At 69.4% G+C, this 25,625-nt stretch carries 23 protein-coding genes and 1 pseudogene; 13 read left to right on the top strand and 11 right to left on the bottom strand.

Annotated elements, in window-relative coordinates; genetic code table 11:
• Positions 1-35: 35 nt before the first annotated feature.
• Both ABKA17_RS23165 and ABKA17_RS23160 read right to left on the bottom strand, forming a co-directional pair.
• Positions 36-446 (bottom strand): annotated as a pseudogene (locus ABKA17_RS23165) (helix-turn-helix transcriptional regulator); the annotation flags it as partial.
• Between the two features lie 75 nt (positions 447-521).
• The gene (locus tag ABKA17_RS23160) at positions 522-965 is read right to left on the bottom strand and encodes a MarR family winged helix-turn-helix transcriptional regulator (RefSeq protein WP_353694094.1); all 444 of its coding nucleotides are present in this window, start codon (positions 963-965) and stop codon (positions 522-524) included.
• A gap of 129 nt (positions 966-1,094) precedes the next feature.
• On the opposite strand from ABKA17_RS23160, the gene ABKA17_RS23155 reads away from it, so the two are divergent.
• On the top strand, positions 1,095-2,018 hold the full coding sequence (locus ABKA17_RS23155) for a quinone oxidoreductase family protein (RefSeq protein WP_353694093.1): 924 nt from the start codon (positions 1,095-1,097) through the stop codon (positions 2,016-2,018).
• Between the two features lie 324 nt (positions 2,019-2,342).
• On the top strand, positions 2,343-4,004 hold the full coding sequence (locus ABKA17_RS23150) for a DUF8823 domain-containing protein (protein ID WP_353694092.1): 1,662 nt from the start codon (positions 2,343-2,345) through the stop codon (positions 4,002-4,004).
• Between the two features lie 253 nt (positions 4,005-4,257).
• Here the strand turns inward: ABKA17_RS23150 and ABKA17_RS23145 are convergent, their stop codons facing one another.
• The 3 genes from ABKA17_RS23145 to ABKA17_RS23135 all read right to left on the bottom strand — a co-directional run bounded on the left by ABKA17_RS23145 (position 4,258) and on the right by ABKA17_RS23135 (position 7,579).
• Positions 4,258-5,274: a DNA-directed RNA polymerase subunit alpha gene (locus ABKA17_RS23145; protein WP_353694091.1), complete on the bottom strand. Its 1,017-nt coding sequence runs from the start codon at positions 5,272-5,274 to the stop codon at positions 4,258-4,260.
• 335 nt (positions 5,275-5,609) lie between these two features.
• Positions 5,610-6,590, bottom strand: a complete 981-nt coding sequence (locus tag ABKA17_RS23140; RefSeq protein ID WP_353694090.1) for an RNA polymerase subunit sigma-70 — start codon at positions 6,588-6,590, stop codon at positions 5,610-5,612.
• A gap of 134 nt (positions 6,591-6,724) precedes the next feature.
• On the bottom strand, positions 6,725-7,579 hold the full coding sequence (locus ABKA17_RS23135; protein ID WP_353694089.1) for an alpha/beta hydrolase: 855 nt from the start codon (positions 7,577-7,579) through the stop codon (positions 6,725-6,727).
• A gap of 304 nt (positions 7,580-7,883) precedes the next feature.
• Here ABKA17_RS23135 and ABKA17_RS23130 point away from each other — a divergent pair, with 304 nt between their 5' ends.
• The 3 genes from ABKA17_RS23130 (at position 7,884) to ABKA17_RS23120 (ending at position 11,026) form a co-directional block, all read left to right on the top strand.
• Positions 7,884-9,947 carry a sensor histidine kinase gene (locus ABKA17_RS23130; RefSeq protein WP_353694088.1) on the top strand — a complete coding sequence of 688 codons (2,064 nt, stop codon included), beginning with the start codon at positions 7,884-7,886 and terminating at the stop codon, positions 9,945-9,947.
• 183 nt (positions 9,948-10,130) lie between these two features.
• Entirely contained in the window at positions 10,131-10,553 is a 423-nt protein-coding gene (locus ABKA17_RS23125) for a hypothetical protein (RefSeq protein WP_353694087.1), read from the top strand.
• A gap of 125 nt (positions 10,554-10,678) precedes the next feature.
• A complete protein-coding gene (locus ABKA17_RS23120; protein ID WP_353694086.1) occupies positions 10,679-11,026 on the top strand; it encodes a hypothetical protein in 348 nt (115 codons plus the stop codon).
• Positions 11,027-11,057: 31 nt separating this feature from the next.
• Here the strand turns inward: ABKA17_RS23120 and ABKA17_RS23115 are convergent, their stop codons facing one another.
• From ABKA17_RS23115 to ABKA17_RS23105, 3 genes are all read right to left on the bottom strand, one after another.
• Complete coding sequence (locus ABKA17_RS23115) at positions 11,058-12,458, bottom strand: hypothetical protein (protein WP_502994355.1); 1,401 nt, start codon at positions 12,456-12,458, stop codon at positions 11,058-11,060.
• A gap of 245 nt (positions 12,459-12,703) precedes the next feature.
• Positions 12,704-14,011 carry a phytase gene (locus tag ABKA17_RS23110; RefSeq protein WP_502994340.1) on the bottom strand — a complete coding sequence of 436 codons (1,308 nt, stop codon included), beginning with the start codon at positions 14,009-14,011 and terminating at the stop codon, positions 12,704-12,706.
• 106 nt (positions 14,012-14,117) lie between these two features.
• Complete coding sequence (locus ABKA17_RS23105) at positions 14,118-14,585, bottom strand: hypothetical protein (protein ID WP_353694085.1); 468 nt, start codon at positions 14,583-14,585, stop codon at positions 14,118-14,120.
• A 144-nt stretch (positions 14,586-14,729) separates the two neighbouring features.
• Between ABKA17_RS23105 and ABKA17_RS23100 the strand changes: the two genes are divergently transcribed.
• Entirely contained in the window at positions 14,730-15,899 is a 1,170-nt protein-coding gene (locus ABKA17_RS23100) for a serine hydrolase domain-containing protein (protein ID WP_353694084.1), read from the top strand.
• Here the strand turns inward: ABKA17_RS23100 and ABKA17_RS23095 are convergent.
• The gene (locus ABKA17_RS23095) at positions 15,880-16,302 is read right to left on the bottom strand and encodes an OsmC family protein (RefSeq protein ID WP_353694083.1); all 423 of its coding nucleotides are present in this window, start codon (positions 16,300-16,302) and stop codon (positions 15,880-15,882) included. The two genes, ABKA17_RS23100 and ABKA17_RS23095, sit on opposite strands and share 20 nt — an antisense overlap.
• Positions 16,303-16,440: 138 nt before the next feature.
• On the opposite strand from ABKA17_RS23095, the gene ABKA17_RS23090 reads away from it, so the two are divergent.
• The 3 genes from ABKA17_RS23090 to ABKA17_RS23080 all read left to right on the top strand — a co-directional run bounded on the left by ABKA17_RS23090 (position 16,441) and on the right by ABKA17_RS23080 (position 19,162).
• On the top strand, positions 16,441-16,830 hold the full coding sequence (locus tag ABKA17_RS23090) for a PadR family transcriptional regulator (RefSeq protein ID WP_353694082.1): 390 nt from the start codon (positions 16,441-16,443) through the stop codon (positions 16,828-16,830).
• Positions 16,827-18,206, top strand: coding sequence for a permease prefix domain 1-containing protein (locus ABKA17_RS23085; RefSeq protein WP_353694081.1), 1,380 nt, complete (start codon positions 16,827-16,829; stop codon positions 18,204-18,206). The genes ABKA17_RS23090 and ABKA17_RS23085 overlap by 4 nt, the downstream gene beginning before the upstream one ends.
• A 290-nt stretch (positions 18,207-18,496) precedes the next feature.
• Positions 18,497-19,162, top strand: coding sequence for a hypothetical protein (locus tag ABKA17_RS23080; RefSeq protein WP_353694080.1), 666 nt, complete (start codon positions 18,497-18,499; stop codon positions 19,160-19,162).
• A gap of 85 nt (positions 19,163-19,247) precedes the next feature.
• Here the strand turns inward: ABKA17_RS23080 and ABKA17_RS23075 are convergent, their stop codons facing one another.
• Together ABKA17_RS23075 and ABKA17_RS23070 are read right to left on the bottom strand one after the other, a co-directional pair.
• Positions 19,248-19,562 (bottom strand): DUF4253 domain-containing protein, encoded by a 315-nt coding sequence (locus ABKA17_RS23075; RefSeq protein ID WP_353694079.1) that lies wholly within the window; start codon positions 19,560-19,562, stop codon positions 19,248-19,250.
• A 14-nt stretch (positions 19,563-19,576) separates the two neighbouring features.
• Positions 19,577-19,915 (bottom strand): DUF3224 domain-containing protein, encoded by a 339-nt coding sequence (locus tag ABKA17_RS23070; protein ID WP_353694233.1) that lies wholly within the window; start codon positions 19,913-19,915, stop codon positions 19,577-19,579.
• A gap of 90 nt (positions 19,916-20,005) precedes the next feature.
• Between ABKA17_RS23070 and ABKA17_RS23065 the strand changes: the two genes are divergently transcribed.
• The 4 genes from ABKA17_RS23065 to ABKA17_RS23050 all read left to right on the top strand — a co-directional run bounded on the left by ABKA17_RS23065 (position 20,006) and on the right by ABKA17_RS23050 (position 25,402).
• Entirely contained in the window at positions 20,006-20,995 is a 990-nt protein-coding gene (locus tag ABKA17_RS23065) for a phosphotransferase family protein (protein WP_353694078.1), read from the top strand.
• A 225-nt stretch (positions 20,996-21,220) separates the two neighbouring features.
• On the top strand, positions 21,221-23,473 hold the full coding sequence (locus ABKA17_RS23060) for an MMPL family transporter (protein WP_353694077.1): 2,253 nt from the start codon (positions 21,221-21,223) through the stop codon (positions 23,471-23,473).
• A gap of 7 nt (positions 23,474-23,480) precedes the next feature.
• Positions 23,481-24,713 carry a sensor histidine kinase gene (locus ABKA17_RS23055; RefSeq protein ID WP_353694076.1) on the top strand — a complete coding sequence of 411 codons (1,233 nt, stop codon included), beginning with the start codon at positions 23,481-23,483 and terminating at the stop codon, positions 24,711-24,713.
• On the top strand, positions 24,710-25,402 hold the full coding sequence (locus tag ABKA17_RS23050) for a response regulator transcription factor (protein WP_353694075.1): 693 nt from the start codon (positions 24,710-24,712) through the stop codon (positions 25,400-25,402). Before ABKA17_RS23055 ends, ABKA17_RS23050 begins: the two co-directional genes overlap by 4 nt.
• The last annotated feature ends 223 nt before the right edge of the window (positions 25,403-25,625 follow it).

Genomic DNA, 25,625 nt, shown 5'->3' with positions numbered 1-25,625 from the left:
ACTCCATCACCGTGCGAGGGAGAGCACGCTGAGACTCATCCGGCCCGCCACTGCGTGGGTTTCGGGCTGCGGTGGTCGCTCGGGCGGGTGCCGCGCAGCCGTTTGAACGCCACGCTCAGCGCGAAGGCGTTGGCGTAGCCCACCTTCCGTGCAATCGTGCCCACCGTGTCGTCGGTCTCCCGCAGGAGGTCCGCGGCCAAGGCGATACGCCAGTCCGCGAGGTAGGCCATCGGTGGTTCGCCGACCAGCGCCGTGAACCGCCGGGCGAGCGCTGCCCGCGACACCCCCACCTCGGCCGCCAGGCCCGCCACCGTCCAAGGGTGGGCTGGCGTGGCGTGCAGCAACCGCAGCGCGGCACCCACGACCGGGTCGTCCAGTGCGCGGCACCAGGCCGGGGCATCGGCGTCCGGGTTGTCGAACCACCCGCGCAACGCGGAGACGAGCATCTGCACGAGGTCGCCGAACTGATGAGGCAGTTCCTCAGCCGGGTGCACCCCTAGACGTAGACGCGCAGGGCTGCACTACGCCTCGAACACCCGGGTCAGCAGCTCCATCAGCTGCCGCCCCTCCGCCTCGCTGAGCGGCGCCAGCAACTCGGCGTTGGCCCGCTGCGCCAGTTCCGCGCACCGCTCCAGGGTCTCCACGCCCGCCGGCGTCACCGTCACCGCGTTCTTGCGGCGGTCCCGGGGATCGGCCGCGCGCACGGCCAGCCCGGCGGCTTCCAGGTGGTTGACCAGGAGGACCACGTCCTTCGCGTCGAAGCCCAGTTGGCGCACCAGATCCGCCTGGGCGAGCGGGCCGTTCTCACACACTGCCGCGAGCACGGCGTGGTGGGTCAGCTTCAGCCCTTCCACTGCGATCGCCTGGGCGACCAGGCTCCGGCCACGCGCCGCCACCCGCCCGACGAGCCAGCTCGGCAGGGACTGGATGTGCGCCAGAGCGCGCGGGTGTTCGGTGCGGGTCATGGACGCAGGCTATCCCAAAGTCATTGGACTTCCCAATGATTCCAGCCTACGGTGACAATCCATTGGGGATCCCAACAGTTCCGTGGGTCACCCCACGCTTTCGCGTCCGTTTCACACCCGGAGGTGCCCATGCGCCGTGTCCGCTACCAGGCCAGCGGCGGCCCCGAGGTTCTCTTCACCGAGGAGGTCCCCGTTCCAGAACCCGGCCCCGGTGAGCTGCTCGTACGCACCGAGGCGATCGGGGTCACGCTGCCGGCCGTACGCAAGGTGCGGGAGGGCACCGAACCAGTCCCGCTCGGTGGTGAGGTGGCAGGTACCGTCGTCGCCGTCGGCGAAGGCGCCACCGGCTTCGCCACGGGAGACCGCGTCACCGGCCTCTGCTTCGCCCACGCCTACGCCGAACTGGCCCTCGTCCACCAGTCGATGGCCTCGCCCGTCCCCGACCGGGCGACCGCCGTGGACGCCGTGGCCCTCGTCCGCAGCGGCCTCGTGGCACGCGGCGCCTACGAGGCCGGCCGGCCCCGCCCCGGCGACACCGTTCTGGTGACCGCGGCGGCCAGTACGGTCGGCACCCTCGCCCTGCAGTACGCCAAGGCAGGCGGCGCCTCCCGCGTGGTCGCGGCTGTCAGCAGCGCCGACAAGGAGGAGTTCGTTCGCGGCCTGGGCGCCGACGAGGTCGTTCTGTACGAGGACGAGTCCTGGGGCGATCCGGTCGACGTCGTCCTGGACGGGGTCGGCGGCGAACTCCTCAGCCCCGCGGTGCGCGCCCTGGCCCCCGGCGGCCGTCTGGTCGCCTTCAGTTCGGGCGGCGGCACCATCGACGCGTACGAGCTCCTCGTCCGGAGCGCCTCGGTCACCGGCTTCCAGATGGCGGCCATCGCCCGGAACAAGCCCGAGCTGTACGCGCGCTGGCTCGACGAGCTGTGGGAACTCCACCGCGACCGCACGCTACGCCCCCACGTGTTCGCCGAAATCCCACTCGCCGAAGCCGCACGCGCCCACGAGATCATCGAGTCCCGCCGCAACCTCGGCAAGGTGGTCCTGGTCCCCTGAGAAGCCATCCGCCGCTCGATCACGGGGCTCGCCTGGCCGAACAAGATTCCAGATCGACGCTGCGGATATCATCCGTGCCTCGGCCGGATTGCCGGTTCCCGGATGGTCTCCTCGCCGACGGCTCGGCCGAACGGCTGATGTCTGCCAGAGGGGCGACGGCGAAGATTCAAACGACGGCCGGCACCACCGGCGCGGTGCTCTCCGCACGACATCCGCGCTGCCGCTCCCCGCCGATACAGGACACGCCTCCATCTCCCCCTGGCCCCGCCCCCTCCCGTCCGCGTGTCGCCGTCGAGTTGATCATCGCCGAACGGAGCCACCCCCATGACAGCCGCTGTCGACACGATCGCCGACGCCGAGCAGGGTGCTTCTACGGCGCGGCCGGGAAACCGTCGGCGGCTCACCGGCCTTCTGAGCCGCCATCGCGTGCCCCTGCTCGCCACGGTCACGATGCTCCCGCTGTATCTCGTATGGGCCTTCTTCCGCGCCAACGGCGGCGGCGACCTCGCGGCCCAGGACACCTGGGCGCGCTTCGCCGCCGAGCACGGCGACTCGGCGTACGGACTGTTCTGGTTCGGCGGACTGCACACCGCGAACTACAGTCTGCTCTCGCCGTATCTGATGGGCTTCTTCGGTGTGCGGACGATCGCCGTGGCCTCCGGGCTGGCCGCCGGCTGGCTGGCCGCCGCGCTGTTCGTGCGGTCCGGGATACGACGTCCCCTGGCACCGGCGCTGATGGCCGCGTTCGGGCTGTGGGTCGATGTCGCGGCGGGCCGGGTGACGTTCGCGCTGGGCGTCGCGTTCGCGCTTGCGGCGTGTGTGCTGCTGGTGGGCGAACGGCGGCTGGCGCCGGCTGCCGGATACGCGATGCTGGCGACCATGAGCAGCCCGGTGGCCGGCCTGTTCCTGCTCGTCGCGGGTGCGGCCTACGGCCTGGTCCGCGACGGGTGGCGGGCCGCTGTGCTCACGGTTCCACCGTTCATCGTCGTCGGGGCGACTGCCTTGCTGTTCCCTTTCGACGGCGAGCAGCCGATGTCGGCGGGGCGGATCTGGCTGCCCACGGTGCTGGGTGTCGCGGTGGCGGTATGCGCCCCGCGCGGCTGGCGGGTCGTACGGCTCGGCGGAGCCGTGTACGCGGCGGGCGTCGTCCTCACCTATCTCACCCCCTCCCCCATCGGCTCGAACGTCGAGCGGCTGGCGCTGCTGTTCGCTCCCGCCGTACTACTGGCCGGCCTGCTCAACCTGGAACGACCGGCCCGGTACCGGCGCGGCGGCCTCGCCCTGGCGCTGGTCGGGTCCCTGGTCTGGCTCGGATCGGGCACGCCCACGTCCTTCCTCACGGGCTCGGACACGGTCCCGGCATGGGCCGCCGACGCCCACGGGCTCGTCCGCGAGCTCGATCGGCTCGACGCCAACCGCACACGCGTCGAGGTCGTCCCGGCCGACGACCACCGCGAGGCCGCCCTGCTCTCCTCCCACGTCAACCTGGCCCGCGGCTGGAACACCCAGCTGGACATGGACCGCGGCCGGCTCTTCTACGACGGCACCCTCTCCGCGACGACCTACCGGGCCTGGCTGAACCGCTGGGCCGTCGGCTATGTCGCGGTCTCCGACGCCGAGCCCGACCAGTACGGCGCGGCGGAGGCACACCTGGTGCGCGGAGAGCCGGCCTGGCTGGAGCCGGTGTGGAGCGATGCGCACTGGCGGCTGTACCGGGTACGGAACGCGGTGCCGCTCGTGACCGCGCCCGGGGAGGTCGTCAGCGCGTCGGACGCGTACCTCGTCGTCCACATACCCAGGCCCGGTTCGGTGACCATACGGATCGCGTACTCACCCTGGCTGCACACCGACAACGGTGGCTGCCTGCGCCGCCAGGGCGAGTTCACCCGCCTCACGGTCGACGAGCCGGGCTTCTATCAGCTCTCCTCCGAATACGAAGCCACGTACGCCCTCGCGACACCGCCCTCACAAAGACCTCAGTGCTGACGGCTCCCGGTACGAAGGCGCCTCTTCGTTCAGCGCCTTCCTCGCCTGTCCCCCCAGTCGGCACGTCGATGTGGGAAGGGGCGTCCCGGTGAACGCCGTCGACCGAGCCCCGGCGGGGGCTCGGTCGACGAGGGCGAACGGTTCGCCGGGGCGGCGGTGGATGCCGACTGTGTGAACGCCTGTCACGCACCAGGACGAAAAGCCCTGCGCACCCTCGACAGGCCGCGCACTTCCCCGCGACTCAGCGCGGCACTCAGTACTGCTCGGTCTCCACGAAACCCGCGTCCCCATTGTCATCCGCACCGAAGGCGGCGGCGGTGGGGTCGAATCCGGGCGGGCTGTCCTTCAGGGCCAGGCCCAGGCCGGCCAGCTTCGCCTTGACCTCGTCGATGGACTTCGCGCCGAAGTTGCGGATGTCGAGCAGGTCCGCCTCGGAGCGGGCCAGCAGCTCGCCCACGGAGTGGACGCCCTCACGCTTGAGGCAGTTGTACGACCGAACGGTGAGCTCCAGCTCCTCGATCGGCAGCGCCATGTCGGCGGCGAGGGCGGCGTCCGTCGGGGACGGGCCCATGTCGATGCCCTCGGCGTCGATGTTGAGCTCGCGAGCCAGACCGAACAGCTCGACCAGGGTCTTACCGGCCGACGCCATGGCGTCACGCGGACGCATGGCCTGCTTGGTCTCGACATCGACGATCAGCTTGTCGAAGTCGGTGCGCTGCTCGACACGAGTCGCCTCGACCTTGTACGTGACCTTCAGAACCGGCGAGTAGATCGAGTCGACCGGGATACGACCGATCTCCTGGCCCACCTGCTTGTTCTGCACGGCGGAGACGTAACCGCGACCGCGCTCGACGGTCAGCTCCATCTCCAGCTTGCCCTTGCCGTTGAGCGTGGCGAGGACCAGGTCGGGGTTGTGCACCTCGACACCGGCCGGAGGCGCGATATCGGCGGCGGTGACCAGACCCGGACCCTGCTTGCGCAGGTACATCACGACCGGCTCGTCGTGCTCCGAGGAGACGACCAGCTGCTTGATGTTGAGGATCAGGTCGGTGACGTCCTCCTTGACGCCCGGCACGGTGGTGAACTCGTGCAGGACACCGTCGACACGGATGCTGGTGACAGCAGCGCCGGGGATCGACGACAGGAGGGTACGGCGCAGGGAGTTGCCGAGGGTGTAGCCGAAGCCCGGCTCCAGCGGCTCGATCACGAACCGGGAGCGGAACTCGTCGACGACCTCTTCGGTCAGTGACGGACGCTGAGCAATGAGCACGAGGTATAGCCTCCAGTATTCGACGCCCGCTAGATGACGCCGTGGACCCATGAAGACTACGGGCGATACAGCCAACAACGAAGCCGAACCACCCCACGAAGAGCTCACGTCGCTGACGCCTGCGGCCTGAAAGCATACGCAGGAACGCCCCGCTCGACCCCACCGGCCACCACGTGGCCTGCGCTCGCGCCGGGCATCCGACGGGGCGAACACCCTCTACCAGTGCCGCCGAAAGGTCGGCGACCAGCACGCCGTTGCCCAAAAAGAGCTTCTTGAACCGCGTGATCGGGCAGCACTGAGAGCCACGTGAGTGCGGTCACACACGCCCTTGCCTCCTACTCGGTGCTGTCCGCCGGCAGGCGTTCCGGCAGGCCGAGCCGTGGGAAGCGGTCGTCGTGGAACGTGGTGATCTCGCTGATCGCCCCGTTGGTGACACGCAGGACGTCGATCGTCAGCGGCAGGTATACGCCTTCCTGCTCGTGCCAGAGGTAGAAGGCGACAGCGGGCTGCCGGTTCACGTAAGTCGGGACCGCGCGCAGGCCCTTCATGTCCTGGAAGCCGCTCTCGACCCAGTCCTTCACCACCGCCTCGCGGCCGACGTAGAGGCCCGGCGTAGGCGGCATCGAGCAGCGGACGTCGTCCCGCAGCAGTGCGGCGAGGCTGTCGACGTCCGTGGCAACGCTGGCGTCGGTGTAGCGGCGCACCAGTTCGCGCGTCGCGGTGTCCTGGTCACCGCCGGTCCAGTCCTGTCGCTCGGCGGGCAGCCACTCCCGCATTCCGGCGCGGGCCCGCTGCAGCGCGCTGTTCACGGAGTTGACGGAGTCCCCGAGGAGTTCCGCGACGTCCTTCGCCGGCCAGCCGACCACGTCCCGCAGGATCAGCACGGCCCGCGGGCGCGGCGCGAGATGCTGAACCGCGACCAGGTACGCGAGCTCGATCGTCTCCCGCGCGACGGCAACCGTCTCCGGCTCGTCCGCGCCAGTCGCGGGCAGCTCGTCGAGCAGCCGGTCCGGGTAGGGCTGCAGCCACAGCACCTCGCCGCCGGACGCGGGCTCCGGGCGGCATTTGGCGAGCAGGTCCAGGCAGGCGTTGGTGGCGATCCGGTACAGCCAGGCCCGGAACGTCGACCGCCCCTCGAACGTCTCCCGGCGTCGCCAGGCCCGCAGGAACGTCTCCTGCACCGTGTCCTCGGCATCCTCGAACGACCCCAGCATCCGGTAGCAGTGCACGTGCAGCTCCCGCCGGTGCCGCTCCACCAGCCGTGAGAACGCCGGCTCGTCAACCTCGCCCAGCCCACTCTCACCCGGACCGCTCACGCCCGTTTCCTCCAACCGCGTGTCCGCACCCATCGCGCCATCCCTCCGCCACGTCGTGTCCCCTCGTATGTGTGACGGCTGCGGACACAAAAACTCATCACCGAGGCCGAAGTCGTCGCGCCTCGGCGCACCGGTCAGTGCGGGCGATCGTCCGAACGCCACAGCCAGCGCAGGGCATCGGGAAGCAGGACCCCGCCGTGGTTGGGGCTGTGGCCGCCGTCGCCCAGGACGAGGCGGAAGTCGTAGCCGGCTTCCGCGAGCGCGGCCGCGACGCGCAGGTTGTCGGCGAGCCAGTTCGCCTCGGGTTCGTTCCAGCGCAGGTCACGATGGCCCGCTTGCATGAAGACACGCAGCGGCTTGCGAGGGACGCGGGGGATGAGTTCCGGGTATGGGTTGCCGCCTGGCATCTGCGTGAAGCTGGACAAGTACCCGATCACCCTGCGGAATCTGTCCGGGCGCAGCCACGCCGCGGTGAAGGCGCAGTTCCCGCCGCTGCTGCCACCGCAGATACCCCACCGATCGGGGTCCTCGGCGATCGAGTAGCGCTTCGTGACCTCCGGGATGATCTCTGTCAGGAGAAAACTGACGTACCGATCGTCATAGGCGTCGTACTCGGTGTTGCGGTTCTTGGGATCCTCGGCGTCCGGGAAGACACCCGAGTCGACGAACACGCCGATGGTGACCGGGATGTCACCGCGGTGGACGAGATTGTCCAGAACGATCCCGCCGCGGACCTCCCCTTCAGGGTCCAGGTACCACCATCCGTCCTGGAACACCATCAGCGACGCCAGCTCCGAGGGGTCGTACCGCGCGGGCACATGGACCCAGAACTTCCTTGACGTTCCCGGGTAGATCGCGCTGTCGATCCAGTCGAACTCGATCGTCTCGCCGACGGGTACGCCGGGCTGCACGGCGGAGTCGGGGCCATGGGCGTAGCGCACGTCTGTCTGGTGAACCGGAAGCGGCTGGTAGGGCACCTCGATCGTCACGCGGGCCAACCTAGGAGAGATCAAGAAGGGTCTCAACGGGGTTTGGGCGTACCGGCCGGCGTCCCGCGTGCCGCTGCTACCTGCCTGCCATCGCTTGAAAGCTCAACTGTGCACCACTTCGGTGAAATCCGGGTCAGAAGCGTAAGCAGAATGCTAGACATCGGACCGATCCGTTCAGATCAACTCACCGTGACCGTCTCGTTGAGGAGAGTGTCGAACACGAGGCGGGACCGAGCCCGATAGGACGACCGTGTCGCACACCCCCACCCCCGCGGGCCGAAGATTACGAGCCCGCAACCTGCGTGTGGCCCAAAAGCTCCAGGCCATCCTGCTGATCCCGGTGATCGTCGCCCTCGTCCTCGGCGGCGTACGCGTGAAACGTTCCGTCGACACCTGGCAGACCGCCGAGGACGCGGTCCGCGTGGCGGAGCTGGTCCAGGCGGCGAACAAGTACGCCAGCGACGCCATCAACGAACGCGACGTCTCCGTCATCCCGTTGGTGAAGGGCGACCGCGACTCCGACACGATCGCCAGAGCCCGGCAGATCACCGACGAGGACGCGAAGAAGTTCGACGAGGCGGTCGCCCGCATGCCGAAGACCGCCAGTCTCGAACGCCGGGTCGGCCTTGTCCGCACGGGCGAGAAGCAGCTCGCCGCGGTGCGTGCCAACGCCTTCACCGCCAAGATGACCGGCGTACAGACCGAGGAGAGCTACCACGCCGTCCAGCACCCGTTGATGGAGATCTCCAACGAGCTGGGCTTCGGCATCATCAGTCAGGCGACCTTCGGCCGCACCCTCTACGCCGCCTCCCTGACCCAGGCCGCCGAGTCCCTGATCCGCGCCATCGGCACCCATCTCCTGGTCGAGGACCGAAGCAAGCTCGCCAAGGGCGAACTCCAGACCCAGCTCGCCTCGTTCAGCTCCTACGTCTACCTCGAGCAGATCGCGCTCCAGGAGTTCGCCGGCTTCGCGGGCACCGCCGACGTGGCCCGGCTGCGCAAGGCGCTGACCGACGCGGAGAAGAAGGGCCGGCAGAAACTCGCCGAGGCCCGGACGCGGGCCGAAGCCGCCGGGCAGGACTTCGTCGCCCCACCGAGCCTGGACAAGATGACCAGTGCCATCGCCTCCGGTGCGACAGCTGCGCAGTTGGCCGAGCAGGGCATCACGCCCGAGACCTTCTTCGCCGCCTCGACCCTCAGCTTCGACGCCTATCGCAGTATCGAGGTGTATTTCGCCGACACCGCGCTGGCCGAGGCCCACGACATAGCCGACGAGGCCCGCACCGACGCCATCGTCAACGCCACGCTCGTACTCGCCGCCATCCTCGTCGCCTTCCTCCTCGCGAACTGGGTCGCCCGCACCATGAGCACCAGCATGCGGCAGCTCAGCGCCTCCGCCCACGCGATCGCCGGGGAGCGGCTGCCAGCCCGGCTGACCCAGCTCACCCGCGCCATCCCCGGCCGGGTCGACTCCGACGTGGAACCCATCCCGATCACCAGCACGGACGAGATCGGCGAGGTCGCCCGCGCCTTCGACCACGTCCACCGCGAGGCCGTCCGCCTCGCCGCCGAACAGGCCCTGCTGCGCGCCAACATCAACACGATCCTCGGCAACCTGGCCCGCCGCAGCCAGTCCCTGATCGAGCGTCAGCTCGCCATGATCTCCGAACTGGAGGGCAGGGAGGCCGACCCCGACCAGCTCGAGAACCTCTTCCAGCTCGACCACCTCGCCACCCGGGTACGCCGCAACGGTGAGAACCTCCTGGTCCTCAGCGGCGAGGCCCCCGCCCAGCAATGGGACCAGCCGCTGCCCCTGGTCGACGTCATCCGCGCGGCGATCTCGGAAGTGGAGCAGTACGAGCGCATCCAGCTCTCCGTCGTCCCGGAAGCCCAGATCGACGGGCGCGCCGTCAACGACCTGGTCCATCTGCTCGCCGAACTCCTGGAGAACGCCGCCGCCTTCTCCTCCCCTCATGTCCCGGTCCTGGTCACCGCCGCACGGCTGCCCGACGGCCGCATCATGCTCGAGATCTACGACCAGGGCATAGGTCTGCCCCACGAAGAGCTCGCGGAGATCAACCGCATCCTCGCCGACCCGCCTACCGTGGACGCCTCGATCTCCCAGCGCATGGGCCTGTTCGTGGTCGGCCGACTGGCGGACCGGCACAGCATCCGTGTCCAGTTGCGCCCCTCGAACGACGAACAGGGGACGACAGCACTGGTGATGCTGCCCCAAACGATCACCCATCGACCGACGACCGAGGAACCCGACTCCGACACCATGGCCCTGGTCGCCTTCGTGGACAGTCGCTTCACGGAGGAAACAGCACAAAACACCGACGAGACCTGGAACGAAAACCCGTCCTGACCCCCGGGGTTCGACCACCGTCATGAACGGCTCCGTGTCCTCGACCGTGGCAGCCCTCCCGGTCCCTGACATCTGTCAGGGACCGTCGAGGTCGGCGGTCTCCTAAGTTGCTGTCGCAACGACCGGTCTCCGCTCCTCCGCACACCCTTCGCTCGCCCCCCACACACAGGAGCAACCGAACTCATGCGTCCCCAGCGATCCCTGCTCGGTGCGGTCGCCACCATGACCCTGGTGTCGGCCTCCGTGTTCGTCTCCGGGTCGGCCCAGGCGGCGACCTCCGCCACGTCCGCCGTCGCCCCGACGATCTCACCGGCCGCCTCCTCGCAACTCGTGCCCAACGGCGAGCACATCAGCTGCGACACGGGCAACTTCTGCGCCGGCGTCTGGGACCCCACGGTCAACCAGTGGCGGGTCTTCTTCCTGTACGACTGCCACCTCTACCACCTGTCGAACTGGCAGGGCACCGGCGAGGTCGTGAACAGCCAGACCGGCAACGCCCAGGCGACGACCCACGGCCAGAACGGCGCGTTGATCCAGACCTATCCGGTCAGCGCGGACGCACCCGACGTGAACTGGGACCCGGTCTGGTCGATCCGCAATTGCTGACCGGGAAGACAGCGACTCCCCCGGCAGATGATGACGGGGAATCACCAATACACAAGGAGGTACTTGCCATTCTCGGGAAATTGGTGAGGCTCGCGGTTTCGGCCGTCGCGGTAGCGGGGTCACTCGTGGCCCTCACCACCGCGCCCGCGTCCGCGGCTTCAAACGCCACCTATTACGGGTGCCCATACGGAGCCGTGTGCATCTACAACAACGCCGACCCGAACTCGGGTATCCAGAGCGGCGGTGTCTACTGGGCCTATGGTGCACATAACCTCAGCAATCAGTTCGGCGACCATTACGTGGTGAACAACCAGTACGGTGGCGCCTGGGTGGAGCTCTGCACCGGTTACAACGGCACTGGCAGAGGCGAGTCGATCATCTTCGGTGCGCCGTATGGGAACGTGGAAAATCTGAGCCCTATCAATTCCATCTTTTTGGGCACCGGCAACAACTACCCCTGCACCCCACCGTGATCCGCTCCACCCATCCGGCGGCCGCCGGCATCTAAGAGGCGATTCCCACACCGTCGATCCGGCTCCAGTGTTTCTCCTGTCGGGCTGTCATGGCCGGCCATGACAGCCCCGCCGGCCGGGGCTGGACACGGGAGGCATACGGCTGAGGGTGGAAGTCGGCGTCGTAGAAGCATCCCGTGCCGTAGATGTGGTCGTACGCGGCGCACGAGGATGCGACGGACTGCGGGGTGGGCCTCTTTCCGGTGCGTACCCAGGCGGTCAGCGCGGCAATGGAGTTGGCGTACTCGGCGTCGCTCAGCTCGCTGTGCTCGTGCTCTGTGGTGAAGGTCTGCACGAGGTTCCTCTCCCGGTGGGCGCCTTCGAGACTCGCCCGGTACGCGGACTCGTGCTCGACGAAGGCGGTCGGGTCGTCGATGGCGTGCAGAGTGAGTACGGGGATCGAGACCCGGCCGGTCAGGTCGCTGTCGTAGGACAGGTCCCGTCGGGCCGAGGGGTCGGCGGAGAAGCGTTCGACACCGTCGTTCAATGCCTTGTCGTCGTGCGAGCCGGAATACCGCACCCCTTCGTTGGTGAAGGGATTTCGGTCGCCGAGCCGGTTGTGCACGATGTCGCGGAACGTGAACACGGAGAAACGCAGGTGGGATTCCAGCGTCCGCTCCGGGATACGGGTGACCGCGAGGATGTCGTCGAGGTTGCGTTGCTGCGCAGATGTGCGATCCTGCGGCGCCGACGCGTATCCCGTGCACTCCTGCAGCCGGGCCCGCAGCCCTGTCGCGGTCAGGGTCGATGTGGGACGCAGTCCCTGCCACAGCGGGTACTGGGGCTCGGTGGGGCGGGGAAGGTTCTGGCAGTAGTACTGATAGACCACCCGCAGGTCGACGCGGTAGTCGTAACCGCGTGAGCCGCCACCCAGCACGCCGTTCGTGAGCAGGGCACCGTCGTAGGAGCCGTGCCTGCCGTACGTCTCCACGACCTTGGCGGCGACGTTCCCGCCCCAGGACTGGCCGTGGACGAGGGTTCGCTGGGGATGGCCGAACTCCTCGACGAAGAGCCGGCGCACGTTCTCCGTGTCGGCGGCCGCCATGCGAGTTCCGTAGCCCCCTCGCCGATAGGACGAGCCCGCCCAGGCATAGCCCTGGTCCACCATCACCGACCAGCGCTCCAGGTCGCCGAGGCTCCGCTCGGGATCCGACCCTTCGCCCAGGTCGGGGCCGCCGTGCGCGTGCACGACGAGCGAGCCGTTCCATCGCTTGGGCACGGCGATCGCGTAGAACGCCCCGTTGGCGTCCTGGCCGGTGTAGCAGGTGGCCTTCTCCTCCAGGCTCGACGGGCAGGAGACCTTTGCGGGCGGCGCCTCGGTGGCCGCCCGGGCCGGGCTGATGCCGCCGACCGATCCGGCGACGAGGCCTGCGACACCGGCGGTCAGGGTCAGTCCGCGTCGTGCGCGGGACCAGAGGTGAGGAGGGGAGAGCAGGGTCCGACCTGAGCGATTCACAGCGATGCTCCTGAGCCTCAGTGGCGCACCATCGCGCCGAGCGGTGCGATGTTAGGAACCCATGCGCTGTTGCTCTACGAGTCGCTCGATTCTGTTCATAGTGTGCTCACCGCGCCGCGCCCACGGTGTCACAGCTCTACGGCTCCACGGCCGCCGGGCACATACCCGGCGGCCGTGGCGGGTCACATGTCGGTGGCGTCCACGACCGCGCCCAGGTCGACGAACTTGAAGCCCGTCGCCGTACGTGTGCCGCCTTCGCCGTCCGGCACCTCCGGTGTCTCCTGGCCGTCCTGGACCACGAGCAGGCCGCGCGGATAGCGGTCGCCCAGCGGGGCGTTCAGGATCGCCGCTCCGTCGCACTCCTCCACGCTGTCGAGGGTCGGCGAGGCCGCGCCGATCCGGAAGCCCCCCTCGTACTCGTTGCCCTCGCTCACCTCGCGGTCGTACAGGGCGAAGGTGTTGTCACCTTGGCTGGAGGCGAGCAAGTAGCCGTCCCCGTCGCTCTCTTGATAGAGCGTCAGTCCCTCGACATCGGCCGACAGGTGTGTGCCGCCGTATCCGGGGTCGGCGCCCGGCGCGCACTCCTCGCTCTCCTCGTCGTACGTCCCCGGCACGCCGTACTCCTTGGCCCTGTCCACCAGGACCGGCTTGCCGGTGAGGTCCGCGCGCAGCCGCCAGATGCCCACGTCCTCCTGGCCTGCGTAGAGCGTGCCGGTGGCCGGGTCGACGACCATGCCCTCGACCTGCGGGAGTTCACCGGGCTCCAGGCAGGGTGTCCAGGAGGTGCCGTTCGGCAGGCGGAAGGAGGACGGCAGGTCCAGAGTGCGCACGGGGCGGTAGCCGATGGTTCCGCCGGCGGCCGGGACGAGTTCGAGCAGGGCCAGGCGGGTGCGTTCGCGTCGGCTGACCAGGGCGTACGCGCGGCCCGTGGCCGCGTCCTTCCAGGTGGCCAGGCCGTATGCGGTGCGCTGGTCGTTGATCTCGGCCTGGTCGGCGGAGAAGACGGGCGCGGCCGCCGGGTCGGTGACGTCGGTCAGAGGGCCGCCGGGGCGGGAGGGGTCGATGCGGTAGATCCGCAGGCGGTCGTTGCCGCGATCGCTCACCACGGCCACGTCGGCGCGTCCGGTCGGGGTGCGCAGGCCGGAGACGAGGTCGACGTTGTTGAAGCGGCCCGGGGCGTCGTCTGCGGCGGGCGGCTTCGGGGCCGGCAGCGACTGGACTAGGCGGCCGTCCAGGTCGTAGACCCGCAGGCCGCCTTCCTTGGCGGTGGCCACGACGAGGCTGCGTCCGGGGTGTGCCGGGTTGCGCCAGATCGCCGGGTCGTCGGCGTCGGAGTTGCCGCCGGGCTCGTCGTCGTAGAGTGCGGCGGTCTCGCTCCTGGCGGTCACCGTCGGCAGGTCGTCGGCCGCGGTCCCCGGGGATGCGGCGAGGAGGGTGGCCAGTGCGGCGAGGGCGGTCGCTCTTCGTGCGGTGCGGTGCGTCGTTCTCACAGGCGCTTCCTTACCGTCGGAAGGGTCAAGGACATGCAGATCCTGCGGGCGGAAGCTTGCCCGCGGAAGACCGCCAACTGTCCATCAGCCATAGGTATTTGGATCTTCAGGGTTGGCGTACACCCTCAACTGTCTGCTCCTCCTGCACGATCCCCCCGCCGATCGCCGACGCGCCCGCACCCGCCAGGACGGCGAAGGCCGCTGCCGCGCCGACGACCGCAAGCCGCAAGCGCGGTCGGCGCCGCCGCACGGCCGGCACCGCGACCCGGGCGGGCAACGGCCGTACGCCCATCGCGAGTTCGCGGCGGACGTTCACCCACCGCAGGGTGTCTTCGGCGCCGAGGCCACACGCGACGACGAACGCGACCAGGACGGCCTCACGGGGCAGCCGGTCCCGCCGGAGCATGGTCGCCGCCGTCGAATACGGCAGCGTCTCCCCCGCCGTGGCCGCCGAGCGCTCCAACTCCCGGTAGCTGAGGCCCGACCAGGCTTTCAGGCGGCGCAGCTCGGCCATGAACGCGGCCTCTCCGGCGGCGGGCGTCGGCACGGGCGGTGGCACGGGCGGTGGCGTCATAGGGGTGTCCCTCCGATTCGGTGTGCGCCGCTGACCTGCGCGTACAGGAACTCGCACAAGCTCGCACAGCCCCTGGGTTGAATGGGCTCGCCAGCGGCGGTCAGCCTCGGCCTCACATCTGCTGTCGTTGTCTTGGAGGCATACGTGGGTCGCCTCGGTTCCCTCGTGCTGTTGCTCGTGCTCACACTCGTCGGGTGCTCGGACGTACACACCGTGGCCGGACCAGGAAACGGTGACGGGGAGGCGAGAGGGGCGTCGGCGCGGCGGGATCCGATCGACCCGGCCGTCGACCGCTACCTCGACGAGGCACTCCCCGAGGGACCCGGCATCACCGTGGTCGCCGCCCAGGGAGACGACCTCACGCACTGCGCGGGGCGCGGACTGTCCGACCATGCGGAGAAGACTCCCGCGACCTGCGACACCGTGTACGACGTCATGTCGATCACGAAGCAGTTCACCGCCGCCGCGATCCTCAAGCTGGAGATGAGCGGCAAGCTCCGGGTCGGCGACCCGATCAGCATGCATCTCGGGCGGGTGCCGGACGACAAGAAGCCCATCACCGTGCACCAGCTCCTCACCCACACGGCGGGCCTTCCCCAGTCGCTCGGCGACGACTACGACCCGCTGTCGCGCGCGGGATTGCTGGCCGAGGCGATGAAGGTTCCCCTGCGATCGAGGCCCGGCGAGAAGTTCCACTACTCGAACCTCGGCTACAGCCTGCTCGCCGTGATCGTCGAGAAGGTCTCGGGACAGAGCTACGAGCGATTTCTCTCCCGGCAACTGTTCCGACCCGCCGGGATGACCCGCACCGGTTACGTGCTGCCCGACTGGGAGCGCGCGTGGGTCGCCGTCGAGTACGACGAGCGCGGTCGCGCCCAGGGACGGCCGATGGACCATCCATGGGCGCCCGACGGGCCGTACTGGAATCTGCGCGGCAACGGCGGGATGCTCTCCACCGCGCGGGACATGTTCCACTGGCACCGCGCTCTCACCGGCGAGACCGTCCTGTCCACCGCCGCGAAGCGGAAGCTGTTCGCGCCGCATGTGCGGATACCCGAACTGGACGGCGCCTATGGGTACGGATGGGTCGTCATGGGCTCGGAGGACCGCCGGTTCGCCTGGCACGACGGTGGCAACGACTGGTCACTGGCGACACTGGCGGAGTTCCAGCGCGACGCGATCCTGGTCTTCTGGGTGACCAACCACGCCTCCCGAACAGGGAAGTGGAACCTCGAGGACGATCACCTGAAGCTCACCCAGGACATTGCCGAGCGGGTAGGCCGGGAGGTCGGTGTTACTCGACCGTCGCGGTGACCGGCGTACCGATCTCGACCGTGCGGCTGACCGTGCAGAGCCGGTCGTGAGAGGTCTTGATCGCCCTGGGGAGGATGGCTCGGGCGCGCTCCGCACCCTCGCCGTCCGGGAAGGTGACCGAGAAGACGAGTGCGAGGTCGGTCATCCGGTTGCCGAGTCCGTCCTCGACCTTGTTGCCGGTCACCGCGATGGAGAAGGTGGAGGGCTCAGCGTGGCGGCTCGTCGCGATGTCGACGTCGACCGCGGTGCAGCCTCCGAGCGCGGCGAGCAGCAGCTCGACCGGCGTGAACTCGCTGCCTCCGCCCGACCCGAAGCTGATCGTGCCGCCGCGCGCGTTCGTCGCGGTGAAGTGGCCGGTGGCGGTTCGCTCGACAGTGACGGAACGCAGGGAGTCATCGGTCATGGCGACGACCTTAATGCCGCGACACAAGCGCTGCACCAGCGCCGCACCAACGGTGCGCCAGCGCCGAGCACGGCCGAATCACCCCCGAGGCCTGTCCAAAAGTGATACCTAGAACTAAGATGCATCACAGTTCTAGGTATGGAGGAACGCTGGATGAAGGTCACCAAGGACCTCGTCGCCGCGTCGGCGACACCGATGGTGCTGGGCATTCTCGCCGAGGGTGAGAGCTACGGCTACGCCATCCTCAGGCGGATCAACCACCTCTCCGGCGGGGAGCTGGACTGGACCGAAGGCCTGCTCTACCCCTTGCTGCACCGGCTGGAGCGGCTCGGGCATGTGGAGTCGAGCTGGCAGTCCGTGACCGGTGAGCGGCGGCGCAAGTACTACCGCGTCACCGACAGCGGTCTGGCCGAGCTCGCGGAGCAGCGCCGCCAGTGGGACACCGTCGTGGACGCGCTCAGGAAGGTCTGGCTCGGTCCAGGCGATCTGCAGACGTGGGCGGCGAATCCGCTGGGGGGCCCGGCATGACCCCGACAGAAGACGAGCACGGGCTGGAGACCCAGTTCGCCCAGTGGCGTTCCTATGTACAGCATCGCCCGGAGCTACGGCGATCCGACGCCGAGGAGCTGGAGGACCATCTCCGGGACTCGGTCGACGAGCTCCTCGCGGTCGGACTGCGCGCCGACGAGGCGTTCCTGGTCGCGGTCAAACGCATGGGCGGACTGGACGAACTCTCCCGTGAGTTCGCCAGGGAGCACTCCGAACGGCTGTGGAAGCAGCTGGTGTTGAGCGCCGACACCGACGGCCCGGAGGAAGACGCCGCCCGGGGACGGCGACGCGATCTCCTCCCTGTCGTCCTGTGTGCGGTGGGCGCGGCGGCTTCGGTCAAGGTGCCGGCGCTGTTCGGACTGGACATCGAGCACGATGCCGAGTTCTACGCACGCAACCTCGGCCTGTTCGCTCTGCCCTGGCTGGCCGTCTTCCTGGCCTGGCGTCGCCGGGCGGCACCGGCACTGGCCTGGGCGCTGGTGGGGTTGTTCGCGCTCGGTGCCGTGGCGGCCAACGTGTATCCCCTCGCGGAGGACTCCCAGTCGATCGTCCTGACCGCCATCCATCTGCCCATCGCCCTGTGGTTCGTGGTCGGGCTGGCCTATGTGTCCGACGATGTGCGCGCGGCCCGACGACGTATGGACTTCATCCGTTTCACCGGTGAGTGGGTCGTCTACATGGCCCTCATCGGAATCGGTGGCGGACTCCTGATCCCGTTCGTGTTCGGGATCTTCAAGGCCATCGGGATCGTCCCGGCGGACTTCGTCGTGCACTGGCTCCTGCCCTGCGGCGGGGTGGCCGCGGTCGTGGTGGCCGGGTGGCTCGTCGAGGCGAAACAGAGCGTCGTGGAGAACATGGCGCCGGTGCTGGCACGGCTGTTCACACCGCTCATCGCCGCGGTCTTGCTGGCCTTCCTCGTCACCATCACCTGGACCAGTGCCGGCATCGACCTGGAACGCGAAGCGCTCATCCTCTTCGACGTCCTCCTGGCCGTCGTGCTGGGACTGCTGCTCTACTCGATCTCCGCCCGCGATCCACTGGCCCCGCCGGGCCTCTTCGAAAAGCTGCAACTCACCCTGATCGCCTGCGCTCTGGCCATCGACGTGTTGGTCCTGATCGAGATCACCGGGCGCATCACCGAGTACGGCACCACGCCCAACAAGGCGGCGGCACTGGGCGAGAACGTCATCCTGCTGGCCAACCTCCTCTGGTCGGCACGGCTGCTGCTGAACTTCGTCCGCCGACGCACACCGTTCTCGCGGCTCGAACGCTGGCAGACCGGTTACCTGCCGGTCTACGCCGCCTGGGCCTGGATCGTGGCTCTGGTCTTTCCACCACTGTTCGACTACCTCTGAGTCTGGTCTGCCGCACAAGTGACACCTTGGCTCTGCGGCGTTACGCGACCGACCTACTGGCCGTCACCGCGGGTCTGCTGTGCTTCAGCAGGCCCGCGTATCAGTGCCACCGCGAACTCCACAGTCACCTCGAGAGGAACAAGCGGCTGCATCCCTGCGTACTATCTGTGTGCCAGGACCTGACATTGCAGGTGGGTCACGTCATCCTCTCGGGCGCCGGTACACGGCGCCCCAACGGCGGCCCTGCACTGTTTCACTCCGCGGCCACGAACCGAGGAAAGGCCAGCATCATGCCGGACACCACATTCACCAGCACCGAGCTCACCTCGCAGTACGCCGCCCAGGTAGCAAGCGACCTCGAGCGCAACGCCAAGGAACAAGACCGTATCGGGGCGGAAATCGCCGCCCTGCAGGAACAGTTGGTCGCCCTGCAGCATGACCACACCGTTCTGGTGAACATGCAGAAGGCACTCGGCACCCTCGGCGTGCCCACTGACACCACCTCGTCGCCGGAAGCAGCCGCCGTCCCCGCTCCCCGCGACGAAGCACCCGCCAAGTCCACGACGGCCAAGCGCAGCCGCGCGAAGAAGGCCGACGCCGAACCGAGCGGCAAGAAGCCCAGGAAGAGCACGGCGAAGGCCACAGCGAAGGCCACAGCGAAGACCACGGCGAAGGCCACGACGGCCAAGCCCACACTCGTGGAGCTCATCCGCGACCACCTCACCCAGCAGCGTGAACCGCGCTCAGCGGCGGAGGTCGCCACCGCACTCGGCCAGGCACATCCCGACCGCGGTATCAAGACCACCGTCGTACGCACCACACTCGAAGGACTCGTGGCCAAGAGCCAGGCCCAGCGCGCCAAGCAGGGCTCTTCCGTCTTCTACACCGCCACGGACGCTCCCGCGCAGCCCGAGCCGTCCCAGACCGAGGCCGAGCCCGCGCAGGCCGACGGCTGAACCGTCTCGTTCGGATCCTTCGTGGTCAGTCCACTTCAAGGGCCAGCCGCCTGCTCGTGAGCACACCGGGCAGGCGGCCCGGGCGTCACAGCACATGTTCCAGGGCGAGTTGGTTCGCGTGCCCCGCTTCGACGGGAGGCCTCGCGACCGAGACATACACCTCACTACCGAACACCACCACGACCCGGGCGCCGAAGCGGTCCTCCCAACTACGCAGGAGCGCACACAACAGAGGCAGCGGCGCCTCCGCCGGCCAGCCGATCGACGCCAGAGCATCGCTGCCGCGGCGGGCAGGAACGAGCACAAGGCGACAGCTCTCCAGCCCGTACGGGCCCTTCCCGACGAGCTCCGTCAGCAGGTGTGACGCCGCTTCCTCGGGTGTCGGGCTCTCGGACGTCACGGACATCCCGGGTGTCAGGCCCGGCCACCGTTCAAAGGGCGGCCCGGGGTCATGTGGCCACGGCGCGACGCCTTCGGGTACCGGAACCGGCGTCGGGTCCGTCCAGAACCGCAGCCTCTCACGACGGTACTCGGCGAAGTCCGCGGGCAGCACCTCCTCCAGACGGATGTCGTCGACATGATCCAGGCTGAGCCCGCTTGTCGCACCGTAGACCGTGGCACTGACAAGGACTCCATCGCGACGAAGGTGTCCGCGCCGGTGGACTGGTCGTACGCCGCCGTGAACGAGGTGGCGGAGCCCCCGGCGACCTCGCCTTCGTACTGCCTGTCCCTCGTGGCGACGCCGACGGGCACCGCGGTCTCGATCACCGGCAAACCGGTCGCCCGCGTGGCGATGCTCCCGTAGGGTGCGCGAGTTGTCGTGGCGGAGAGGCGGTTCGGAGCGTGGCACCCAGGGCAGGGACGCGGGAGCAGTTGGCGGGTGCGGCGCGGGCCGCGTTGGGGGGTGGGCGGCGGCTGGCGGCGGTCGAGCGGATCGCGGGCGGCAGCAAAAAGGGCGTGTATCGATTGGTGATGGACGACGCGACGACGGCGATCGCCTACCTGTGGGACGACGCCGAGAACTACTGGCCGGCGGCCGAGGGCGACGACGACCTCACCGATCCGTTCTCGCCGGGCCTCGGGCTCGATCTGTTCCAGGCCGCGCACGCGCGGTTGGACGCGCTCGGCGTCCGCGTTCCGGCGATCCGTCTCGTCGATCGCGACGGTGCCCACTGCCCGGCCGACCTCGCGATCGTCGAGGACCTCCCGGGCGAGAGCCTGGAAGCGTTGCTCGCGCGCGACCCGGGCGCGGCAGCCCCGGTCATGGCCCGGCTCGCGGAGTCGCTGGCGGCGATGGCCGGCCACCGGGCACCCGCGTACGGCAAGGTGGCTGTGGTTGACGGCGGGGGAACGTCGCGCGGTTCGTCGTGCGAAGAGGTGGTCCTCGACCGTGCGCTGCGGGACCTCGCCGAGGCGGCCTCGCGCGATCCGCGGATCGCCGGTGCCCGGGACCGGCTGGAGGAGCGGCTGCTGGGACTGGCGGCGGCGGTGCGGCCGCGCGCCGAGTACGCGGTCGTGCACGGCGAACTGGGGCCCGATCATGTGCTGGTGGACGCGGACGGCAACCCTGTGGCGATCGACATCGAGGGGTCGATGTACTTCGACGTCGAGTGGGAGCACGTGTTCCTGAGGATCCGCCTGCACGACGCCTACGAGCCGCTGAGCGTGGCGGGGTTGGACGAGGACCGCCTCGCGCTCTACATGCTCGCGCAGCGGCTCTCGCTCACGGCGGGCCCGCTGCGGCTGCTCGACGGGGACTTCCCCGACCGGGCCTTCATGGCGGGCATCGCCGAGCACAACCTGAAGCAGGCGCTGGAACTGCTCCACACCTGAGGGTTCGAGGAGTCGCGGACCGAAGCGTGGCACCACACCCGGCGGCCGGGACTTTGATCTCGCGCTGTAGTGCGTACGCACCAGGGCACCCGGGTGCCTGGTCCGGGCGCACCAGGGGGAGACGGCGGCGCAGGACGATGCCCGGGCAGACACCGGACGGGAGTGTGGGAGGCGTGCGAACAGCGCGCATTCCCCTTTCCTAGCGGTGTCTGGAGTGATCGACAGGTGGCGACTTTTCTCTACCGAATCGGACGGTGGGCGTTCCGGAGGCGCCGGCTCGTGGGCGCTGTGTGGCTGGGTGTCCTGGTGCTGGCCGTGGTCGGTGCCGCCGTGGCACCGACCGCCGAGGAAGAGGACCTCTCCATGCCCGGCACCGAGTCACAGCGGGCGTTCGATCTCCTGGACGAGCGTTTCCCGCAGAGCAACTCCCAGGGTGCCGAGGCCCGTTTGGTGTTCCGGGCTCCGGACGGACAACGGGTGACAGCCGGGGCGAACAAGGCGGCCGTCGAGAACGCGCTGGACTCGCTGGGCTCGCCGGACGGGCGCGGGCAGCTCGCTTCGACCACCGACCCCTATGAGACCGGCGCTGTCAGCGAGGACGGCACCATCGCCTACTCCACCATCACCTACACCGCGGACGCCGTCGACCTCACCGAGCCGACGAAGAGCGCTCTGGAGGACGCCGCACGCCAGGCCCGGGACGCGGGGCTGACGGTGGAGATCGGCGGCTCGGCCCTGGACGCGGAAGAGGAACCTGGCGGTACGACGGAGATCATCGGCGTGGCGGTGGCCGCCGTGGTGCTGGTCCTCGCCCTCGGATCGCTGGTGGCGGCCGGGCTGTCGCTGCTGACCGCGTTCGTGGGCGTGGCCGTCGCATTCGGTCTGGTCTCCGCGCTGGCCGTTCCGCTGGGGCTGACCTCCACTGTCGCCATCCTGGCGCTGATGCTGGGGCTGGCGGTCGGCATCGACTACGCGCTCTTCATCACCTCCCGCTTCCGCGACGAGCGCGCCCGGGGCAGCGAGCCGGAGGAGGCAGCCGGTCGGGCGGTGGGGACGGCGGGCTCCGCTGTGGTCTTCGCCGGCGCGACCGTCGTCATCGCCCTGGTCGGGCTGGGGGTCGTGGGAATTCCCGAACTGACCAAGATGGGCATGGGCGGTGCGGGCGCCGTGACCCTTGCCGTACTCGTCGCACTGACCCTGGTCCCCGCGCTGTTCGGCTTCTTCGGCCGGCGGGTGCTCTCCCGCGCCGTCCGCAAGGCCGCCCGGCGGGGAAGCGCGCGCCCGTACCCCGTGCCCGGGGCGGCCGGCCGGGGTGGGCTCGGCACCCGCTGGGCGCGGTTCGTGCTGCGTCGCCCGGTGGCCGTGCTGCTGGTCGCCGGGCTCGGCCTCGGCGCTGTCGCCCTGCCGGCGCTGAGTCTCGAACTGGGGCTGCCCGGGGACGAGTCCAAGTCGGTGGAGACCACTCAGCGCCGTGCCTACGACCTGCTGTCCCAAGGCTTCGGCCCCGGCTTCAACGGCCCGTTGACCGTGGTCGTCGACATACCGGAGTCCACGGGCATCCACGCCACCACCGACCTGGTCGTCAAGACCGTACGGGCGGTGGACGGGGTCGCGTCGGTCGGTGATCCGGTCCTGAGCCGCACCAAGGACACGGCCGTCCTCGCCGCCGTACCGCAGACCGCGCCGAACAGCGGCGAGACCAAAGATCTGGTGCAGGCGATCCGGGACGCCGTCCAAGGCCTCGAGGCCGACACGGGCGCCGATGTCCTGGTGACCGGCACCACCGCCATGAACATCGACATCTCCGCAGCCATGTCCGACGCCCTCATCCCCTATCTGACGGTGGTCATCGGTCTGGCGGTGGTCCTGCTCATGGTGGTCTTCCGCTCGGTCCTGGTCCCGGTCAAGGCCGCCCTGGGCTTCCTGCTGTCGGTGGGCGCCGCCTTCGGTGTCCTCGTCGCCGTCTTCCAGTGGGGCTGGGCGGCGGACCTGCTCGGCATCGACCAGAGCGGACCGGTCATGTCCCTGATGCCGATCCTCATCATCGGCATCGTGTTCGGCCTCGCCATGGACTACGAGGTGTTCCTCGTCACCCGGATGCGGGAGGCCTACGTCCACGGCGCCTCCCCCAGCGAGGCCATCGTCAACGGCTTCCGGCACAGCGGGCGTGTGGTGGCCGCGGCGGCCATCATCATGATCAGCGTGTTCGCCGGATTCATCGGGATGAACAGCCCGACCATCCAGACGATGGGCGTCGGCCTGGCCGCCGCCGTCGCCTTCGACGCCTTCGTGGTCCGGATGGCGATAGCACCCGCGGTCCTGGCGCTGCTCGGCCACCGGGCCTGGTGGCTGCCCCGTATCCTCGACCGTGTGCTGCCGAACGTGGACATCGAGGGTGAGGCACTGAGTCGCCATGTCCCGTTCGCCGGGGCCGAGTTGGACACGGCGGTGCGACGGCTGCCCGTGGGCCGGGACTGAGCCGGCCATGACGAACCCAGGGGGCGGTGACCCGCGACCACGCGGCACGTGGTGGCGGGAGGGGGCGATCACGGCAACGGCGTTCGCGCTCTGTCTGTTCGGCGGCGTGGTGCAGGACGACGGCAGCACGCTCTCCCCGCCGTCCGCCGTCGCCTACCTCATCGCCGTGGTGTCCTGTGGCGTACTCCCGCTACGACACCGGGCACCCCTGGCCGCCATGGCGGTCACGACCGCGAGCGGCGTACTGGCGCCGTTCCTGGGCCTTCTGCTGAGCCCGCTCATCGTGGCCCCCGCGGTGATCACCGCCTACTCCTACTCGCTCGCCGCGCGCACCGAACGGCGCGCGGCGAGCGCCGTGGCCCTCATCTCTGTGGCTCTGCTGGTCGCCTCGACCCCTTTGTTCGGGGCCCTGTCGTGGAAGGACGCGAGCCGGGTGGGAGCGGTGGCGGCGTTCCCGCTGGTGGCCGGCGTACTCGGTCGCTCGGTGCAGAACCGACGGGCCTACCTGGCGGCCATGGAGGAGCGGGCCCGGCGGGCCGAGAAGAGCCGGGAGAGCGAGGCGCGCCGCAGGGTGGCCGAGGAACGGGTGCGCATCGCCCGGGAACTGCACGATCTCGTGGCTCACCAGATCACCCTGGCCAACGCGCAGGCCACGGTCGCCGCCCACCTCTTCGACACCCGCCCGGAACAGACCCGCAAGAGCCTCAAGGAGCTCGTCGAAACCACCAGCGACGCGCTCGACGACCTACGCGCCACGGTCGGACTGCTACGCCAGTCCGGGGACACGGCCACGCCCGCCGAACCGGCGCCAGGACTGTCCCGCCTGCCCACGCTCCTCGAATCCTTCCGCCGCGCGGGCCTGGAGGTGACGGTGCGCCACGAAGGCACCCCCAGGCCGCTGCCGCCGGGAGTGGACCTCACCGCCTACCGCATCGTCCAGGAGGCCCTGACCAACGTGACCAAGCACGCCGGTACCGACAGCGCCCAGGTGCTCCTCGTCTGGAACCGCGATCGCGTGACCATCACCGTCACCGACGACGGACGGCTCAGCCCTACGACACCGAACGCGTCCACGGCCGGGGACGGTCCGCGCGGTTTCGGGCTGATCGGGATGCGGGAACGTGCCACCGCGGTGGGCGGACACCTCTCCGCGGGCACCCGCCCCGAGGGCGGCTTCCGCGTCTCCACCCAACTGCCCCTGCCGCCCGCCAAGGACCGACAGGCCGTGGATACGCCGTGACACTCCGAGTGCTGCTCGCCGACGACCAGGCCCTGCTGCGCGGTGCCTTCCGGTTGCTTCTCGACTCCGCCGACGACATCACCGTGGTCGGCGAGGCCGGCGATGGCAGGGAAGCGGTGCGACTCACCCGGGAGCTGCGCCCGGACGTGGTGGTCATGGACATCCGTATGCCCGAAGTCGACGGCCTCACCGCCACGTCGGAGATCTGCGCGGACCCCGAACTGCGTGCCAGTCGCATCCTGATCCTCACCACGTACGAGACCGACGAATACGTCGCTCAGGCCCTGCGCGCGGGAGCCGGCGGCTTCATCGGCAAGGGCATCGGGGCCGAGGACCTCGCGGACGCCGTACGTACGATCGCCGACGGCGACACCCTCCTCTCCCCCGCCGCGACCCGCTCCCTGGTCGCCCGTTTCCTGGCCACACCGGACAGTGCTCCACCCCAACACCCCGAGCAGCTCGCCCTGTTGACGCCGCGCGAGCGCGAGATGGTGACCCTGGTCGCGACCGGCCTGTCCAACCAGGAGATCGCCGAGCAGATGTTCCTCAGCCCGTTCACCGTCCGCGCCCACGTACAGCGCGCCATGACGAAACTGAAGGCCCGGGACCGGGCACAACTCGTCGTCATCGCCTACCGGACGGGCCTGGCTCGTACCGCCCCCGAGAACGGCACCGACCGCCGGCCGTAATCCGAGAGCGGGAGCCCCTCGAGCGGCTCTGAACCCGCAAAATCAGGGGCCCAGGAGCCGCCCTGAACAGGGGCGTACACAGCCTGGGCGGGGCCCTGGAGACACTTCGGCCATGCTGCCCACCCGACCTGACCGAGCGCCTGCCGACAGGTGCTCAGCAGCCTGTCCATGACCTCGGCACACCAGCTCTGACCTGGCATTTTCTTGGGTTCAGCCTAGGCTG

The organism is Streptomyces sp. RG80, from assembly GCF_040446465.1.
Taxonomy (GTDB): Bacteria; Actinomycetota; Actinomycetes; order Streptomycetales; family Streptomycetaceae; genus Streptomyces.
This window is presented reverse-complemented; position numbering and strand designations above follow the sequence as displayed.

Excerpts from the sequence above, each read along its gene's own strand:
- ABKA17_RS23105 (WP_353694085.1), bottom strand. The coding sequence starts at position 14,585 with ATGACGCCACCGCCCGTGCCACCGCCCGTGCCGACGCCCGCCGCCGGA.
- ABKA17_RS23155 (WP_353694093.1), top strand. The coding sequence starts at position 1,095 with ATGCGCCGTGTCCGCTACCAGGCCAGCGGCGGCCCCGAGGTTCTCTTC.
- ABKA17_RS23085 (WP_353694081.1), top strand. The coding sequence starts at position 16,827 with ATGACCCCGACAGAAGACGAGCACGGGCTGGAGACCCAGTTCGCCCAG.
- ABKA17_RS23150 (WP_353694092.1), top strand. The coding sequence starts at position 2,343 with ATGACAGCCGCTGTCGACACGATCGCCGACGCCGAGCAGGGTGCTTCT.
- ABKA17_RS23095 (WP_353694083.1), bottom strand. The coding sequence starts at position 16,302 with ATGACCGATGACTCCCTGCGTTCCGTCACTGTCGAGCGAACCGCCACC.
- ABKA17_RS23055 (WP_353694076.1), top strand. The coding sequence starts at position 23,481 with ATGACGAACCCAGGGGGCGGTGACCCGCGACCACGCGGCACGTGGTGG.
- ABKA17_RS23090 (WP_353694082.1), top strand. The coding sequence starts at position 16,441 with ATGGAGGAACGCTGGATGAAGGTCACCAAGGACCTCGTCGCCGCGTCG.
- ABKA17_RS23125 (WP_353694087.1), top strand. The coding sequence starts at position 10,131 with ATGCGTCCCCAGCGATCCCTGCTCGGTGCGGTCGCCACCATGACCCTG.
- ABKA17_RS23080 (WP_353694080.1), top strand. The coding sequence starts at position 18,497 with ATGCCGGACACCACATTCACCAGCACCGAGCTCACCTCGCAGTACGCC.
- ABKA17_RS23160 (WP_353694094.1), bottom strand. The coding sequence starts at position 965 with ATGACCCGCACCGAACACCCGCGCGCTCTGGCGCACATCCAGTCCCTG.